Consider the following 17,509-nt stretch of genomic DNA (forward strand, 5'->3'; position numbering starts at 1 on the left):
GATTAAACGCGAGGATACAAAAATGAAATTAGTCATCTGTTCCGGTGCGGTATTGGGCCTGATCTGTCTGTTGAGCGGCTGCGTGTCTCCTGAACAGCAGGCGGCGATGGACCGGGCGCAGTGCAGCGGTTACGGTTTTAAAGCCGATAGCGTCGAATTTGCCCAATGTATGCAAAAAATCGATATTCATCGTGATGAGATGCTGGCGGCTGAAAATGCGCAGTGGCAGCAGCGCATGGCGCTGGAAGAGAGAAAAAAAGCGCGGCAAGACGACAAACGCAATAGCACCAATACCGTGGTGGTGATCCACCGTGACACTGAAGAAACTCTGGATAAAACGCCGGCCTTTGACAGGCAGGGCAATCCGAATTTTGATGCCGACGGCAATTATCAAGGGCCGCATGGCATTGGTGCGCTGGTCGGTCCGGAAGACAATCCGGATTTGAACCCCAACCTCGGCGGTTAACTGAGGTGAGATATTTTCGCTACCCGCTGGTGTGGTCATTGGGAATATCCACCCGCTGACAGCGCCAGCGTCAGTCCACCAGCCAGCGCCAGAAAGCAGCCGAACGGCATCGGCGTTTGGCCGCTTGGGCGTTGCGCGCCAGAGCGGGGCAACCAGAACGCCAGAGCACACAGCGAGGCCAGCAGCAACATGCCGGGGAGCAATGGCCAGCCGCCCCAGGCCCCCAGTGCCGCCAGCAGCTTGAAGTCGCCCTGACCGATCCCCTGACGTTGGCGATAAACCATATACAGTCGATTGGTACTCCATAACAACAGATAGCCACCCGCCGCGCCCAAAACGCTGTCGGCAAGGGGGACTAACGCCCCATGCAGATTGACCAGTAAACCCGCCCACAGCAGCGGCAGGGTTAAACTGTCCGGTAGCCAGAGAGAGCGATAGTCAATGAAAGCGAGTGCGATCAGCAGGGTGGCCATTGCCATCAGTATCAGGAGCCGACCGCCGGTTGCCGGGCCCAGGGCAATCAGCAGGGCGGCGCAGCTGCAGCAGCCGACCATGACAACCCACCTTACCGGCGGCACCGTTGCGGTGCGCACATCATGCCAGCGCCAACGCAGCAGTGCCGGTGACCGCCATATCAGCTGCTGCGCCAGCCACGATGCCGGTAATACCGACAGCCACAACAGCGGTAACCATGCGTCATCCATCCGCGTTTCCCTCTTCCCGAATGCGCAGAAGATAACCTTTCATATCAGCTTCGCCGAGCGGTTTTTAGCACATCTTGGCAAGCTTGCGAGCGGCTGCGCAGCATCGGTACCGAGCCATCCCCGCGCGATGAAAATCGTGCAATCTGACCAATTGTGACGTCGTCACCTAATTTTTTGAGTTTTATCTGATTGTTTACCCTGGCAAATAATCTAACCTGGGTGGTTAAAATGGCTCCGATGAATACGTGCGGGGCCGCGCTGGGGAATGATGGGCAGCAGCGCTGTGCTATAGTGAGCGAAAGTGAGGTTGTCTGTCGTCGGGAGTGGCTGCAGCAGGAAAAGGTGGTAGGTCGTGTCCCGCGGATGGGGTCAGGGCGCCAGTCTGATGACAGAAGTGATTCAAATTATCCGCAGTAGAGTAACCGTTCAAACGGGTAAAACAGCTCGGCAGCGCTGGCCGTTGTTGCTGTGGCCGTTAGCCCTGGCATTTGCGGCACAGGCGGAATCACCGCCGGCGCCGGACTCGCTGACCAGCTCTGCGCCAGACGGCTCCAGCGCGTTGCCCGACCTGGGCAGCAGCGCGGTGAACGATCAACAGCGTGAAAAAGAGTGGGCCACCATGGCCAAGCAACTGGGCGAACGCAATCTGAATGAGGTCTCTGGTCAACAGGTGCGTACACGCGCCGAGAGCTACGTTATCGGCCAGGCAACCAGCCTGTTGCAACAGCAGGCGCAAGATCTGCTGTCGCCGTTGGGCACCGCTACGCTGTCGTTGACGGTATCGCCGGAAGGCGACTTTTCCGGCAGTCGCGGCCAGTTATTCAGCCCGCTGTATGATGTCGACGGTCTGCTGACCTATAGCCAGGTCAGCGTGCTGCAACAGACCGACAGTTCGTTGGCCAACCTGGGGCTGGGTCAGCGCTGGGTAGCAGGTGACTGGCTGTTGGGCTACAACACGGTGTTTGACAGCGATATCGGCAATCAGCGCAACCGTGGCAGCATTGGCGCGGAAGCCTGGGGCGATTACCTGCGTTTTTCTGCCAATTATTATCATCCGTTGTCAGCCATGTCGGCGCGGCAAGACGAAGCGGTGTTCCGCAGCCGTCCGGCGCGCGGCTATGACATCAGCACGCAGGGCTATTTGCCGTTTTACCGCCAGTTGGGCGCTTCGTTGAGTTTTGAACAATACCGTGGCAATGATGTGGATCTGTTCGGCAGCGGCAACAAGCAGGACGATCCGCGCGCCATGCAACTGGGGTTGAGCTATACGCCGGTGCCGCTGGTAACGTTGAAGGCGCAGCATAAACTGGGCGAGGGCGGCGAAACGCAAGACACGGTGGAACTGGGGTTGAGCTATCGGCTGGGCGTACCGTTGGTGAAGCAGATTTCGCCGGAGTACGTGGCGCAGGCCAAGTCGCTGCGCGGTAGCCGCTACGATAATATCGAGCGCAGAAACGTACCGGTGCTGGAATTCCAGCAACGCAAGACGTTGCAGGTGTTCCTGGCGACGCCACCGTGGAGTCTACATGCCGGCGAAACTCTGCCGCTGATGCTGGAAATCAAAACCGGCAATAAAATCACCCGCGTCAGTTGGCAAGGAGACACTCAGGCGCTGAGCCTGACGCCACCGCACAATAACAACGATCCGCATGGTTGGAGCGTGATCATGCCAGCATGGGATAGCAGTCCAGGTGCGGAAAATCGCTACCGGCTGTCGGTAACGCTGGAAGATGACCAGCAGCAGCGGGTGACCTCGAACTGGATCACGCTGCAGGTGACGCCGCCGCTGTCGTTGTCGGGCGGTGAGGAATCATCAATGCCGGCAGTGCAGACGCTGCAAACCCCGGCGGTGCCTGCCGCTACCGGACCGTTTGGCGGTTAGACGTTCTTGCCTTGCAGCACCCAGACCGCGGCTTCGACACGTGATTTCAGCTTCAGCTTCTTCAACAGATGCTTGACGTGCACTTTCACCGTGCTTTCGGTGATCGTCAGCTTGCGGGCGATCAGTTTATTCGGCAGCCCCTGGGCGATCAGCTTGAGGATATCGCGTTCGCGCGGCGTCAACTGCTGGATGTCACGTTCGGCTGCCGGGCGGCTTTCGCGCAGGCTGGCCGCCAGTATCGGCGTCAGCGTGTCGCTGAGCACCATTTGCCCGGCGGCGGCCTGATGCAGCGCTTTCAGTAATTCTTCCGGTTCCATATCCTTCAGTAAATAGCCGTCGGCGCCGCGTTTGAGCGCGCTCACCACATCGTCTTCGTGATTGGAAACGCTGAATACCACCACGCGCCCCGACAGCGCGGTCAAACGCAGGCGGTCGAGCGTTTCCAGACCGTTCATGCCCGGCATATTGAGATCGAGCAGGATCAGGTCGGGATCGAGCTGTTCCGCCAGCTCAACGCCACGCTCGCCATTGCTGGCTTCGGCAATCACCTGCAGTCGTGAATCCATGCTAATCAATTGTTTCACGCCGTTGCGCAGCATCGGGTGGTCGTCAATCAGCAAAATGGTGGCGGCCTCTTCGGTAGTCATACTGTCTCCTATTAATCGATGGCGTGGTTATCCGGGCGGAAGGCCACCCGGACTTCGGTGCCGCCGCCGCTGCGCGTGATGATGTCGCAGCGGCCATGCAGACTTTTTGCGCGATCGCGCATGATAATCAGGCCGTAATGATCCGGCCGCTCACAGTGCTCAGGCAGACCACGGCCGTTGTCGCTGACCGACAGGGTGACTTCACCCTGCTGATTGGTTACCTGAATCCGTACCTGGCTGGCCTGAGCGTGTTTATGGATATTGCTCAATGCCTCGCGGCTAATCTGCAACAGGTGGATGGCCTGATAGGCCGGTACGGTACGCGGCCCCAACTGGTAATCCAGCTCAATGGCAATCCCCAGCCGGGCATTGAATTCCTGTACCGTAGACTGCAATGCCGCCAATAGCCCCGGTTCGCTTAACCGCAACCGGAAGGTGGTCAGCAGTTCGCGTAACTGTCGATAGGCGGTGTTAAGCTCTTCGCGCATTTGCTGCACCAGCGTCAGGCTGGCGGCCGGCAGCGCATTGCCCTGCATTTGCAGGCAACTGGCCTGCATCTTCAGACATGATAGCGATTGTGCAATGGAATCATGCAGTTCACGGGCGATGGCCGCGCGCTCTTCCATCAGCATCAGTTGCTGCTGATGGTCAACCTGGCGCTCTATTGCCAACACGCTGGTCAACTGTTCGACCAGGGTATCTATCAACTGGTGGTGATCGTCATTCAGCGGTTGTTGACACTGCGCCATCAACACGCCGTAGTTGCCCAGTTTATCGCTCAGACTCCAGCTTAGCGACGGGCGCTGATGCGCCGGGTAGCGCTCTTCGTTCAAACAGGCGCTGCACGCCAGGTTGTTGCAATATTCCGGCCGCAGCGGCTGATTGTTGCTCAACAGCAAAAACTGTTCCTGGCTGTTGTTTTCGTACAGCCGCAGCTGGATCGCCCGCAGCGGGGTGAGAGCCTGCAATTGGCTCAGCACCGGCGTCAGGCGGCTACACAACGGTTCGCTGGTGTGCAACTGGCGGCTGGTATGGTACAGAAAACCCAACACCTGATTTTTCTGTTGCAGATCGGCGGTTTTATCCGCAACCCGCTGCTCCAGTCCGCTATACATGGCGGAAAGTTCGTCCGACATGGTATTTAGCGCGCCGCCGAGCGAGGCCATTTCATCCTGATGCCCGCGCTGCGCGAAACGTCGGCTGAAATCACCGTGCCCGACCGCCTGCGCCATCGCCACCAACTGGCGCCATGGGTGCAGCAAACGGCGGCGCAGGTAGCATATGGTGCCGATCAGCAGCAACAGCGTCAGCGCAATGAACACCCATTGCACCAGCATTACCGTCAACAGGCGGCGTTCGGTATGGCGATCGATGTCGGATACCAGCTTGTCCAGCAGTTTGACGAAGTGCGCAACCTGCGGCGCGGCGTCGGCCGGTCGTTGCGCCTGCCACAGCCGTGGTTGCAGCGTCTGCTGCCAGTAGGCGCGCAGCGCCTGAAATTGCGGCGTCAAGCCTTCCTGCTCCACCGCCCGCTGTAAATCGCTGCTGTTTTCATCGGCGGCCAGCTCGTCGAGCAGCGCCTCGCTTTGTTCTCCGAGCGGCACCTGCGCCAACAGGCGATAACTCTGCATGCGCAAAGATCCGGCTTTGTTGATGGCATGCGCATTGCCTTGAATGCTTTGCGACATCCAGGCCGAGGTGCTCATGCCGGCAATCCCCAACAGGCCCAGCAGCAGCATCAGCGCGGCAACCTGATTAACGATCGACAGCGGGGCCAGTAATCGTTTCATAAAGGCAAATCCCTGAAGGTATAACACGTTGGCAGCAAGAAACACGGGGCGTCAGCAGGTGGTTCCAGTAACGATTCAGCCTTATTTTTCATTATCCCCAGGAATAACCCCATACCCCTAACGAAGTACCCATTAGTTTCCCGCGTGGCGGCATGCCGTCGCCACTGTGATTAACCTGGCGATTAGTTTTTTGATTTGTATATGGTTTATTTAATGCGCTGGCTTACTCCTTAGGGGATGTAGGGTTGTTTTGACCGTATTGCTACCTGCGGCTGCGTTGATTTGCATCAACTTTGGCGTGCGGAGGGATCTCTAGGGTGAGCGAAGTTATCACCGTGTGTCAGAGGTTTTTATGTCGCAAACTGCAACGCCATCATTAAAGAAAAATACGGGCGCGGTTATTCAGGATTGGCAACCCGAGAATACTGAATTCTGGCAACGCCGGGGCCACCGTATCGCCAGTCGCAATCTGTGGATCTCCGTTCCCTGTCTATTATTGGCTTTCTGCGTCTGGATGCTGTTCAGCGCCGTTGCCGTGAATCTCAACAAGGTCGGTTTTGATTTTTCAACCGACCAACTGTTCCTGCTCACCGCATTACCTTCGGTTTCCGGTGCGATTTTACGCGTGCCGTACTCGTTCGTGATCCCGATATTCGGCGGTCGTCGCTGGACGGCGATCAGCACCGGCTTGCTGATTGTTCCCTGTCTGTGGCTGGGCTATGCGGTACAGGATACCAGCACCGCCTTCAATACCTTCGTCGTTATCTCGCTGTTGTGCGGTTTTGCCGGCGCCAACTTTGCTTCCAGCATGGCCAATATCAGCTTCTTCTTCCCAAAGGCCAAACAGGGCGGGGCGCTGGGCGTTAACGGCGGGCTCGGCAATCTGGGCGTGAGCGTAATGCAGCTGATTGCGCCGCTGGCGATTGCCATAGGCATGTTTGGCATCTTTGGCGGCAATGGCCACCCACAGGCGGATGGCAGCCAGCTTTGGCTGGAAAACGCCGCCTGGATCTGGGTACCGTTCTTGGTCATCGCTACGCTGGCTGCCTGGTTCGGCATGAACGATCTGGCAGCGTCCAAAGCGTCGCTCAGCCAGCAACTGCCGGTATTGAAACGTGGCCACCTCTGGATCCTCAGCCTGCTGTATCTGGCGACCTTCGGCTCGTTTATCGGTTTTTCCGCCGGCTTCGCCATGCTGTCCAAAACCCAGTTTCCGGACGTGGTGATTCTGCACTATGCCTTCTTTGGTCCGTTCCTCGGCGCGTTGGCGCGCCCGGCCGGCGGGGCATTGTCCGACCGCTTTGGCGGCATCCGCGTCACGCTGATCAACTTTGTGTTGATGGCGGTGTTTGCCGGCCTGCTGTTCCTGACCTTGCCGGGGGAAAGTTCGCAGGGGTCATTCATCGCCTTTTATAGCGTCTTTATGTTGCTGTTCCTGACTGCTGGCCTTGGCAGCGGCTCGACCTTCCAGATGATTGCGGTTATCTTCCGTAAAATCACCATCGATCGGGTCAAGGCGCAGGGCGGTTCGGATGAACTGGCGCAACGCGAGGCGGTGACCGACTCTGCTGCGGCGCTGGGCTTTATTTCTGCCATTGGTGCCATTGGTGGCTTCTTTATTCCAAAAGCGTTCGGTACCTCACTGGCGATGACCGGATCGCCGGCTGGAGCGATGAAGCTGTTCCTGGTGTTTTATATTGTCTGCGTTGCCATTACCTGGCTGGTGTACGGCCGTAAGGCTCGCTGATCGCTATTTGCGGGTATCTTGCCAAAGAGAGATACCCGCAATCTATATTCGCTCCCTGGCCTTATTTTCTTCATTTCACTTCCCGCCGTTGCCGCCGATTTTCCAGCTGCGCTTGCCATCGCCAACCCTGAAGCCGATTCGCGAAGCGTTAATCGCGCTTATCTCTGTAAAATAATCGAATAAGATAAATCTCATTCTTTTCTGTCAGTCTTTTTATGCTTTTATTTACAATAGGAATAAACGGAAAGTGCTGCGCAAATGCCGTGGTGAAGGGGAAATTTCACAAGTTTATAAATATAACACTCCGCTAACAAATTGTTTTTTGTTTGTATTTCATGCGGTTAAAGTTATTGTGGCGTTGTTTTCAGTAACGGTGAAATCCACACGCGGTTAATGGTTAATCGGTGATTGGCGCTCTGGCAGGGGAAAATATGCCGTATCCCAAAAAATGAAATCGGTTTTTTTTATATTTATCTTTGGCAAATATAACAACCCGTTGAGTTTACATTTAATTTCTTGAACATTTTTTCATATTTCTATACAAAGTGTGCAGGACAGGCACGTTAAGGAAATTAAAAGTGGATCTTGATAAAAGAATAAAGATTAGGAATCTGGATGTTTTAATCCCTTCCAGGAAAAAATCTCGCCTGCGCTGGAAAGAGTATCAGATACTTTCACTGCTGGTTGCCCGTTCGCCTGAATTGGTTAGCCGTGCGGAAATTATAGAAAATATTTGGAAAGGAACCTATTGCTCGGATTCGACGATAAATCAAACCATTAAATCAATTAGGCAGAAAATCGGCGATAAGGAGCACCTGCTTATCAGAACCATTCCCCGGCTGGGTTATAAAGTTGAAAATAGCGGGGCGTTCCATTTTATCAACGAAGAAACCGATAACGACGCTGATGATATTTACCCTGAAGGAACGGTGGATAAGGATAATATTCAAGCAGAAATGTCTGAAAAAGAAAGTCACTTGCAGACGGTGAACCAGGATAAAGTGAGCACCGTGGCTGATAACATGGCACAGACGGAAACAAACACGGCCAGCCCCTTGCGGAGAAATAGCGATTCAGCGCAAGAAAGCAGGCGCAGTCGTGGTTTTTTTTCTCTGCCGACGGCGAGAGTGGTGACCTATCTGTCGGTGTTGGCTTCATTGCTGGTTATTTCACATCTTGCATTCTTGCTGGGGAATCAGGTGCGACCGCCGATCGTCAATGACATACAAAACAATACACGTGTCATGCTGGCCCTGACGCTGAACGATCCGCACGCCAAAGCGCCGCAGACGTTGTTGTGTCTGTATCAGGGAGAACGGCAGACGCTGGCGACGCTGGAATGCATCGATCCCAGGCGTGGTCAGTTTCGCCAGCCGGTGAAATATGATGCCGAAAACGCATTTGATGGCGGCTTACTCAAACTTATCTTGCCCGATAGTAACCTGGAATATCGAGTGGCGTACGATGTTAAAAATTAAGATTGTCTGAAATTTTATATTAGCCATAATTTCACATGCTGTGGAAATTACTATTTCATTATTTGTTATTTGAATAGTCACTATCATTTGTCCAGTCTGTTAATCATCACCTAACGCGTATTTGCGATCCGATCGCTGATGCGACAGGAATAATGGAAACAGGCTGAGTGACAAATTATGGACAAGCGTAAAGTAGCGATTATTGGCGGCTCGGGTTTTATTGGCACGCGGTTGGTTCAACGCCTGCAATCCCGCAGCGATCTGGCGTTGACCATTATCGACAAGCGGCCAAGCGAGGCGTTTGCCCAGCTTTATCAGTTCGGTGACATCACCGAGCCGCAGAGCTTGCAGTCGGCCCTGGCCGGCTGTGACGCGGTGATTAATCTGGCGGCCGAGCATCAGGATAATGTCGAACCGATCTCGTTGTATTACCAGGTCAACGTGGAGGGGGCGCGCAATCTCTGCAAGCTCGCGTCGATGCTTAATATCCGCCAGCTGGTGTTTACCTCTTCGGTGGCGGTTTATGGTTTTGTCAAACAGGAAACCGGCGAAGATGGAGCATTTGCACCGTTTAATCATTACGGAAAATCCAAGCTGGAAGCGGAATACGTTTATGAGGCCTGGCGCAAGGCGAACGAGGCAAATCGCTTGACCATTATCCGGCCAACGGTGGTATTCGGCGAAGGCAACCGTGGCAATGTCTATAATCTGTTTCGGCAAATTGCCAGCGGCCGTTTCGTAATGATTGGTAGCGGCAATAACATGAAGTCGATGGCCTATGTCGAAAATATCGCCGCCAGGCTCGAGTACGCACTGGATCAGCAATTACATTATCAGGTCAGCAACTACGCCGATAAACCTGATTTCACCATGAACCAACTGGTCGGCGTTATTTCCTCTTCGCTGGGCCGTAATAATATGACCGTGCGGATCCCTTATGCCGTCGGGGTGTGCGCTGCGAGCGTATTCGACCTGCTGGCAAAAATAACCCGCCGTAAATTCCCCATTAGCCGAGTACGGGTGCAAAAATTTTGTGCCAGAACACAATTTACCTCCAACCAGCAAAACGATTTTATTGCACCGGTTGATTTGAACTCGGCGATCGAAAAAACCGTTCGGCATGAATTTATTGGCAATTGACTACCGCCGACGGTAATACGTTTTGCTTGATGGCGGCCAGGTCGCTGAATCGACAATAAGCAGGAATAACCCATGCTGATCTATATTCTGGCAGCATAGACTTTATTTTTGTTAATAGCGCATTGGGAGCTGTAACTCAAGGGCGGTAGCGTGCTTAATCGCTGGAGGAGTCATGTTATATCAACTGAGCGTGATATTTATTTTGGCGTTGGTATTACTGGTGGTCAGCCGACGTTTGGCTCTGGCCATCGGGCTGGTGGATAAACCCAGCGTGCGTAAACGCCACCATGGGCATATTCCGCTGGTTGGCGGCATTGCCATTTATCTGACCCTGGCGCTGCTGTACTGCTGGCGTCCGGGGTTGCTAGCGCACGGTGACATCTATTTCGCCTGCGTGACGGCGTTGCTGTTGTTGGGGGTAATGGACGACCGCTTCGACTTGCCGGTGACGCCGCGTGTGGCAGTGCAGGGCGCGGTAGCGCTGGCAATGATGCTGATGGCGGATCTGCAGCTTGCTTCGCTGGGTCAGCTATGGGGACAGGATACGCTGTTGTTGGGCAACGGCGCGCTGTGGCTGACGCCGCTGGCGGTATGGGCTGCAATCAATGCCTACAACATGATCGACGGCATCGACGGTCAATTGGGGACGCTTTCCTGCGTGACCTTCGCCGCATTGGCGCTGCTGTTTACCCTTGGTGGCCGAGTTGCCGCCGCGCTGTGGTGTCTGAGTCTGATCGCGGCACTGGCCGCCTACCTGTTATTCAATCTCGGCGTCTTTGGCAGGCGCAACAAAATCTTTATGGGCGATGCCGGCAGCATGGTGATTGGCTTTAGCGTGCTGTGGCTGTTGCTCAGCGCTTCCCAGGGCGCCGCGCCGGTTATGCGACCGGTGACCGCCTTATGGCTGATCGCCATTCCGTTGATGGACATGGTGTCGGTGATGGCTGGTCGATTGTTACGCGGCCAAAATCCGTTTCGCGCCGGGCGTGACCATCTGCATCACATGCTGATGCGCCGCGGTTTGAGTGCGCGTCAGGCGCTGGGCATGAGTAGCCTGCTGGCAGTGGCGCTGGCCTGCCTTGGCGTGCTCGGCGAGATGCTGTGGCTGCCGGAAAACCTGATGCTGCTGGCTTTTGTCCTCTGTTTTGGCGGTTACCTGCTGCTGCTGCGTCAACCGCGCGAGCCGGCGGCACTGACCGACTCACCCTCTGCCGATCGTTAACCGTCAACAGGCCGTAACCGGCCATCGCCCGCAGGGCATCAAGGATAGACAATGAACAATCATGCATTGCCAGCGGCGCTGGCCGATCGCGATGAAAACCTCGACTGGGAGCGGTTGATCGGCCCGCTGTGGGACAATCGTTGGCGCATTATGCTGGTCACCGGCCTGGTCGCGGCGTTGGGCATCGGCTATGCACTGCTGGCAACGCCGGTGTATCAGGCCACCACCTTGATCCAGGTAGATCAGCCGAGCAGCGGTGCATCGTTGTTGCAGGCGACGCTGGAAAGTTCCATTGGCCAGAATTCCGCCATCCAGGATGAGGTGGCGCTGGTCAACTCGCGCCAGGTGCTGGGGAAAACGGTCGACGACCAGCGACTGACGGTGCGCATCAGCGCCGACTATTTCCCGCTGCTGGGCAAGGGGATCGCCCGTTTGCGTGGTGCAACCGTTCCCAGCCTAACCCTCGCCGAACTGGCGGTGCCAGACGTGATGTTGGGGGAGACGCTGACGCTCAGCGTGCTGGAAAACCGGCGGGTCAGCCTGCGCCATGGACAGCACACCGTGCTGGTGGGGGCTAGCGACCAACCGCTGAGCCAGGGAGCATGGCGCCTGCAAATCGATGCGCTGAACGCCCCGGCTGGCACCAGCTTCACCGTCAGCAAGGTGGCGCGGCAGCAGGCGATCGACGATTTGCGCGACAGCCTGAACATTGCGCTGGCCGGCAAGGACAGCGGCATCATGACCTTTCGGCTGGAAAGCGAGGATCCCCAACGTGCCCAGCGCGTATTGCGCAGTATCAGCGAAAACTACCAGCAACAGAACGTCGATCGCAAAACCGAAGAGGCGCAGCGAATGCTGGCGTTTCTTGCAGAGCAATTGCCGCAGACCCAGGCGGCGTTGACCAATGCCGAAAACCAGCTCAACCGGTTTCGTCAGCAAAACGACTCGGTGGATCTGTCGCTCGAGGCCAAATCGGTGTTGGATACGCAGGTACAACTGGAGGCACAGCTCAACGAACTGACGTTTAAAGAGTCGGAAATTTCCAAGTTATATACCCGAGCTCACCCGGCGTATCGCGCGCTACTGGAAAAGCGCGCCACCCTGGAGGAGGAGAGGGCGCGGTTGGGCAAGCAGGTGCAGGCGCTGCCGAAAACCCAGCAGGAAATCTTGCGTCTGACCCGTGACGTGCAGGTGGATCAGCAGGTTTATATTCAACTGATGAATAAACAGCAGGAACTGAGCATCAGCAAGGCCGGCACGGTGGGCAACATTCGTATTATCGACCCAGCGGAAACCGGGTTGAAACCGGTAAAACCGCAAAAAATGCTGATCGTTATCCTGGCGGTACTGATGGGCGGGCTGCTGTCTTGTTCCGTGGTGCTGTTGCGTGCTGCCTTCCATCGTGGCGTCAATAATACCGATGCGCTGGAAAGACGCGGCATCAGCGTTTACGCCACGGTGCCGCTGTCGCCATGGCAGATCAAGCGCAACCGCGGGCAGCGGCAGCTATTGGCGAAACCCGCTGCGGCGCGGCTGCCGATCCTGGCGCAGGCACGGCCGGAGGATCTGTCGGTTGAAGCGATCCGCAGTCTGCGAACCAGTCTGCATTTCGCCATGATGGAGGCCAAGAACAACGTTCTGATGATATCCGGCGCCAGTCCGGCCAGTGGCAAGAGCTTCACCAGTTCCAATCTGGCGGTAGTGATAGCGCAGGCCGGACAGCGTGTGCTGCTGATCGATGCCGATATGCGCAAGGGCTTTTTGCATCGCTGGTTGAGCGACAGTCCGTATCAGGGGTTATCGGATATGCTGGCTGGCAAGATAACGCCGGCGCAGACGGTGAAATCGACCGACATTGCCAACCTGGACTTCGTGCCGCGCGGCCAGGTGCCGCCCAACCCTTCCGAGTTATTGATGCACCCGCGTTTTGCCGATTTCCTGCACTGGGCTGGGCCGCGCTATGACCTGATATTGATCGATACGCCGCCGGTACTGGCGGTAACCGATGCGGCGATCGTCGGCCATCATGCAGGAACTGCGCTGATGGTGGTGCGTTTTGAGGTCAACACCGTCAAGCAAATCGAAACCAGCCTGCGTCGATTTGAACAAAACGGCGTGTCGATCAAAGGCGTAATTCTCAACGGCGTGGTGAAGAAAACCGCCGACGTCGCCGGTTATTACGCATTTGCCTACCCGAGCCACCAGGACGATGCGGCAACGGCGACGGGTAACTGAGTGATGAAAACCATTGTAGTCAACGCGCTGTGGCTGATGCTGGAACGCGTGTCGCTGAGCCTGTCGGGGATTTTCGTCTCGATATACGTGGCGCGCTATCTGGGGCCGGCGCAGTTTGGCACGCTGAATTACCTGTTGGCGACTATCGCTATCGTGGTGCCGGTGGCGCAGCTTGGTGCAGACAGCGTGGTCTTCAATCGTCTTGCGCGTCGGCAGGCCAGTGGCATACGGCTAATGATGGCGTCGCGGCGATTACGTCGGCGGGTGTTTCTGCTGGTGGCGTTGCCGCTGTTGGTCTGGGGGCAGTTCGGCCAGCCGCCGGCACAACGGTTGATGACGCTGCTATTGCTGACGAGCGCCTATTTTTCGGTGCAGGACGTGTACAAGATTTACTACGACGCGCGGCTGCAATCGAAGCGCAACACGCTGATCAATAATCTGGCGCTGCTGCTGTCGATCGGCATGCGGCTGGCGCTGGTGAGCGCAGCGCTGCCGCTGGCGTGGTTTGCCTTGCCGTATATCGTCAGCAGCGCATTGCCGTATGGCGTACGCCGTCTGCTGTTTCACCGTGAACTGCGTCAGTTACCGCGCGTGGCGTTGCGACCATCGCGTCGCTATGACCGTTATCTGTTGCGGGTCGGCATGCCGTTGGCGCTCGCCAGCCTGTCGATCGTGATCTATACCCGCATCGATCAGATCATGCTAGGTGCGCTGATTGGCGAACAGGCGGTGGGCTGGTACAGCGCTGCGACCACGCTGAGCCAGGGATGGCTATTTGTGCCGTTGGCGCTGATCACCTCGCTGATGCCGGGCATCGTCGGCTGCCGCAGGCTGGCGGAACAGGAATATCGCATTCGCCTGCTGTACCTGGCGGTGCTGGCCATGGCGCTGCCGGTGCTGCTGTGGCTGTACCTGTTTGCGACACCGCTGATTGATTGGCTGTATGGCGCGGCGTTTCAACCCGCGGCTACCGTGCTTGGCCTGTGTGGCCTGACCTCGCTGTTTTCGGTACTGGGCACGGTGTCGTACCGCAGCATGGTGCTGTTTGCCGGCTATCGCTTCATCGCAATAAAAATGCCGTTGGTGGCGTTGGCCAACGTGGCGATGAACCTGTTGCTGATACCTCGCTTCGGGCTGGTTGGCGCCGCAGTGTCGACGCTGTTGGCCGAATTCTTCTCATTCTTTGTCTTGAACCGTTTTTTCCGTGGCGGAAAAATTACCCGTTTGCAACTCGGCTGCTTCCAGGCGGCGCCACGGTTTATCAGCACGCTAAGGAGACAGCATGTTAAACGCCCTGATTAAGGGAATTTCCCGCCGTTTGCCGGATGCATGGCATCATAAAATAAAATATGTCATGTATTTCAAAAGGTTGCCTAGCCTTGCCCACCCGCGCGGTTTCAGCGAAAAGATCATGCGGCGCAAGGTATATCCACGCAGCATCTACAGCACGCTGTCGGACAAGTACAAGGTGCGCGAGTTCATTGCCGGTCTGTGGGGAGAGGACTACCTGATAGAGTTGTATGCCGAGGGGCGTGAACTGAGCTATGGCATGTTCCAGCGGCTGCCGCAGGCGTTTGTTCTCAAGGCCAATCACGGCAGCGGCTATAACCGACTGGTGTTTGACAAGCAACGGGTCAGCTACGCCGAACTGTACGATTTGTCCCGCCGTTGGTTGCGCAGCAACTTTTATCAACAAAGCCGCGAAAGGCACTATCAGGAGATCGAACCGCGCATCATGGTGGAGCGGCTGTTGCTGGATAACGGCGAGGTACCGAACGATCTCAAGTTTCACTGTTTCAACCGCGATGGCGAAATACGCATATTCATTCAGGTGGATTATCAGCGCTTTGGCCAGCACCGGCGTGACCTGTTCGATGAACGCTGGAACCGCACCGAAATCCGCATTTGTCTGCCCAATGCCGAGCAGCCTGCGCCACGGCCGAGCCGGCTCGATGACATGCTACGCCTGGCCCGGCTTACCGCGCAGCAGTTTTCCTACCTGCGGGTGGATATGTATCAGGTTGGCGAGCGGGTGTACTTCGGCGAGTTGACGTTTACCCCGGGTGCCGGACTTAGCCGGCTGATGCCAAAAAATATCGAGCAGGAATGGGGCAGTTATTTCACCGAGTGAAGCCGATGCACAAGTCAATTTCCGCCGCACAGCGGCAATGCGCCGACCGGGCAGGGGGATCGCAACGGGTTATCGACCAGACGGTAATGTTGACCTTTTTGCTGATCTTCTTTTGCAAAACCTTTTTAACCTCCGGTGCGTTTGATAAGGCGCCGATCGCTCAGGCGGTGAGCCTGCTGAACGGCATCATGCTGCTGTACGTCGGCTATGCGTTCACCGTCGCCACGCGCCGGGAACGGGGCCTGCTGGGCGGTTTTATACTGCTTTTCATCCTGAATCTGGCAACCGGACATGGGGATTACCTGTTCGGCGTGGTGTTCAGCATTACCTTTCTGATCCTGTCACGTGTCGATCTGCCACGCGCCGGAGCAATTTTTGTCATCGCCTACCTCGGCAGCGCGGCGCTGGTGGCGTTGCCATATCTGTTATACACCGACAGCTCCGTTTACCTGGACGAACGCTACGGCAATCGCCTGACGCTGGGATTTGATAATCCCAATACGCTGGCGTATTACCTGTTCGCGCTGTTGGCGATGCTGTTATGCCTGCTGGATCGCGCTGCGCTCAGCCGTGGCATCAAGAACCTGGCCGCCTTGTTGCTGGCGCTGTTGCTGTTGCCGATCCTGATGTACTCCTATTCGCGCACCTATTTGCTGCTGGCGCTGTTGCTGGTGGTGCTGTTCTGGCTGGCGCCGCTGTGGCGCCTGGCGCCTGGCCGCAAGTTCTGCAGCGTATTGCTGTTGACGCTGTTGCTGATCCAGTTTGCCAGCGTACTGCGCTGGGGAGCCAACCCGGCGCTGGATGCGCTGCTTAATCAGGCCTTGACCGGGCGCATCTGGTTTTCCTGGCAGATGTTCCAGGCGTTAGGGCTGCCCAATCCGCTATTTGGCCAGAATATTGACGCCTACAAGCCGGTCGATTTCTTCTATTTTGCACTGTTTTATTCCGCTGGTGCTCTCGCCTCGCTGTGGTTGCTGTGGGTTTACTGCCGTCTGCTGGGCAGTTTGGCTTTTCTAAGCCGTTTTATGCGCTGGGTGGTCGCAGTGTTTTTATTGACCACCTTTACTGAAACCTATTTTTTGGTCCCGGTATTCAATATTTCCCTGTTGCTGTTGTACCGGGCGAAAAAAGATTCCCCTCCCTTAACGTTGAGGTAAGAAATGGACTTCTCAATTGTTATTCCCATCTATAACAGCGCCGGTTATTTACCGACCACGCTGACACGGATTTTCAACGCCTGCCAGGGGTTCGATTACCAGATCGTATTGGTGGATGACTGCTCGGATGCCGAAGATATCGCGCAGGTGCGGCAACTGGCGGCGGCCAACAGTCAGGTGATGCTGCACGAAAAGACGCAAAAAAGTAATGCCGCGGTTTCGCGCAATCTGGGGGTGCAACTGGCGCAGGCCGAGGTGGTGTTTTTCCTCGACTCGGATGATTATTTCACCACCAATTATATTATCCGCCGCCTCAAGCGCCACGAGGATGTCAGCATCGACATCATTTTTGGCAACTATGCCGAAGTGCGCGGCGAGTCGATACGCGACTACGCCTACCAGTATAAAAGCGGTTCGGCCGGAGAGGACTTTCTGTTTCTGGAGATGGGCGATATCCGTTCGTCGACCATCAGCATGCGCATACACGGCGACCGCCGTTTCCCGTTTCCGGAGTTCCTTTATAAACACCAGGACTGGGGATTTCTGGTCAACGCCACCAACCTCGGCGCCAATGTGGTGCACGATGCCGGCAGCGGGGTATTTCTGAATGTCGGGCGCAGCGGACGCATGACCGGCACGTTGAACCTGGACGCCAGCGACCGTTTTATCGATACCTTTTTACGCCCCAGCGATCGCCACATCAGCGGCTTTGCCTGCAAGCACCTGCTGGCGTCACTGTACAGCGAAAATCAGCAGGCGTTCACCTATTACTCATCGCGTATCGTGCGCCATACCCTGAGCGGCAAATTCAAGATGATAAAACTGTATGGCGACTGGCTGGCGCGGCTGGGGCTGTTCCCGATCGGCGGTCGACTGTTGCGCAACGCGCGTAATGGCTTCAGGAGGTGAT

Annotated in this window: 14 protein-coding genes; 11 read left to right on the forward strand and 3 right to left on the reverse strand. The window is 56.2% G+C overall.

Annotated features, from left to right (window positions below; genetic code table 11):
• Positions 1-22: 22 nt before the first annotated feature.
• Positions 23-466: a hypothetical protein gene (locus NYE85_RS13650; RefSeq protein WP_259005304.1), complete on the forward strand. Its 444-nt coding sequence runs from the start codon at positions 23-25 to the stop codon at positions 464-466.
• A 35-nt stretch (positions 467-501) separates the two neighbouring features.
• Here the strand turns inward: NYE85_RS13650 and NYE85_RS13655 are convergent, their stop codons facing one another.
• Positions 502-1,170, reverse strand: coding sequence for an A24 family peptidase (locus tag NYE85_RS13655; protein ID WP_259005305.1), 669 nt, complete (start codon positions 1,168-1,170; stop codon positions 502-504).
• 385 nt (positions 1,171-1,555) lie between these two features.
• Between NYE85_RS13655 and NYE85_RS13660 the strand changes: the two genes are divergently transcribed.
• Positions 1,556-3,052 carry a YchO/YchP family invasin gene (locus NYE85_RS13660; RefSeq protein WP_259006328.1) on the forward strand — a complete coding sequence of 499 codons (1,497 nt, stop codon included), beginning with the start codon at positions 1,556-1,558 and terminating at the stop codon, positions 3,050-3,052.
• Here NYE85_RS13660 and narL read toward each other — a convergent pair.
• A complete protein-coding gene (narL, locus tag NYE85_RS13665; protein ID WP_259005306.1) occupies positions 3,049-3,699 on the reverse strand; it encodes a two-component system response regulator NarL in 651 nt (216 codons plus the stop codon). The genes NYE85_RS13660 and narL overlap by 4 nt on opposite strands.
• 11 nt (positions 3,700-3,710) lie before the next feature.
• Positions 3,711-5,489, reverse strand: a complete 1,779-nt coding sequence (gene narX, locus NYE85_RS13670; protein ID WP_259005307.1) for a nitrate/nitrite two-component system sensor histidine kinase NarX — start codon at positions 5,487-5,489, stop codon at positions 3,711-3,713.
• Positions 5,490-5,841: 352 nt separating this feature from the next.
• Here narX and NYE85_RS13675 point away from each other — a divergent pair, with 352 nt between their 5' ends.
• From NYE85_RS13675 to NYE85_RS13715, 9 genes are all read left to right on the forward strand, one after another.
• Complete coding sequence (locus NYE85_RS13675; RefSeq protein WP_259005308.1) at positions 5,842-7,236, forward strand: NarK family nitrate/nitrite MFS transporter; 1,395 nt, start codon at positions 5,842-5,844, stop codon at positions 7,234-7,236.
• A 578-nt stretch (positions 7,237-7,814) separates the two neighbouring features.
• Complete coding sequence (locus NYE85_RS13680) at positions 7,815-8,714, forward strand: winged helix-turn-helix domain-containing protein (RefSeq protein WP_259005309.1); 900 nt, start codon at positions 7,815-7,817, stop codon at positions 8,712-8,714.
• A gap of 177 nt (positions 8,715-8,891) precedes the next feature.
• Positions 8,892-9,854, forward strand: coding sequence for an NAD(P)-dependent oxidoreductase (locus NYE85_RS13685; protein WP_259005310.1), 963 nt, complete (start codon positions 8,892-8,894; stop codon positions 9,852-9,854).
• A 172-nt stretch (positions 9,855-10,026) separates the two neighbouring features.
• Complete coding sequence (gene wecA / locus NYE85_RS13690) at positions 10,027-11,076, forward strand: UDP-N-acetylglucosamine--undecaprenyl-phosphate N-acetylglucosaminephosphotransferase (RefSeq protein ID WP_259005311.1); 1,050 nt, start codon at positions 10,027-10,029, stop codon at positions 11,074-11,076.
• Between the two features lie 51 nt (positions 11,077-11,127).
• Positions 11,128-13,311 (forward strand): polysaccharide biosynthesis tyrosine autokinase, encoded by a 2,184-nt coding sequence (locus tag NYE85_RS13695; RefSeq protein ID WP_259005312.1) that lies wholly within the window; start codon positions 11,128-11,130, stop codon positions 13,309-13,311.
• A 3-nt stretch (positions 13,312-13,314) separates the two neighbouring features.
• On the forward strand, positions 13,315-14,613 hold the full coding sequence (locus NYE85_RS13700) for a flippase (protein ID WP_259005313.1): 1,299 nt from the start codon (positions 13,315-13,317) through the stop codon (positions 14,611-14,613).
• Positions 14,594-15,442 (forward strand): ATP-grasp fold amidoligase family protein, encoded by an 849-nt coding sequence (locus NYE85_RS13705; RefSeq protein ID WP_259005314.1) that lies wholly within the window; start codon positions 14,594-14,596, stop codon positions 15,440-15,442. Before NYE85_RS13700 ends, NYE85_RS13705 begins: the two co-directional genes overlap by 20 nt.
• A gap of 5 nt (positions 15,443-15,447) precedes the next feature.
• Positions 15,448-16,599 (forward strand): hypothetical protein, encoded by a 1,152-nt coding sequence (locus NYE85_RS13710; protein ID WP_259005315.1) that lies wholly within the window; start codon positions 15,448-15,450, stop codon positions 16,597-16,599.
• 3 nt (positions 16,600-16,602) lie between these two features.
• Positions 16,603-17,508 carry a glycosyltransferase family 2 protein gene (locus NYE85_RS13715; protein ID WP_259005316.1) on the forward strand — a complete coding sequence of 302 codons (906 nt, stop codon included), beginning with the start codon at positions 16,603-16,605 and terminating at the stop codon, positions 17,506-17,508.
• Position 17,509: the final 1 nt, after the last annotated feature.

This window comes from Serratia sp. AKBS12 (assembly GCF_024793895.1).
Classification (GTDB): Bacteria; Pseudomonadota; Gammaproteobacteria; order Enterobacterales; family Enterobacteriaceae; genus Serratia_F.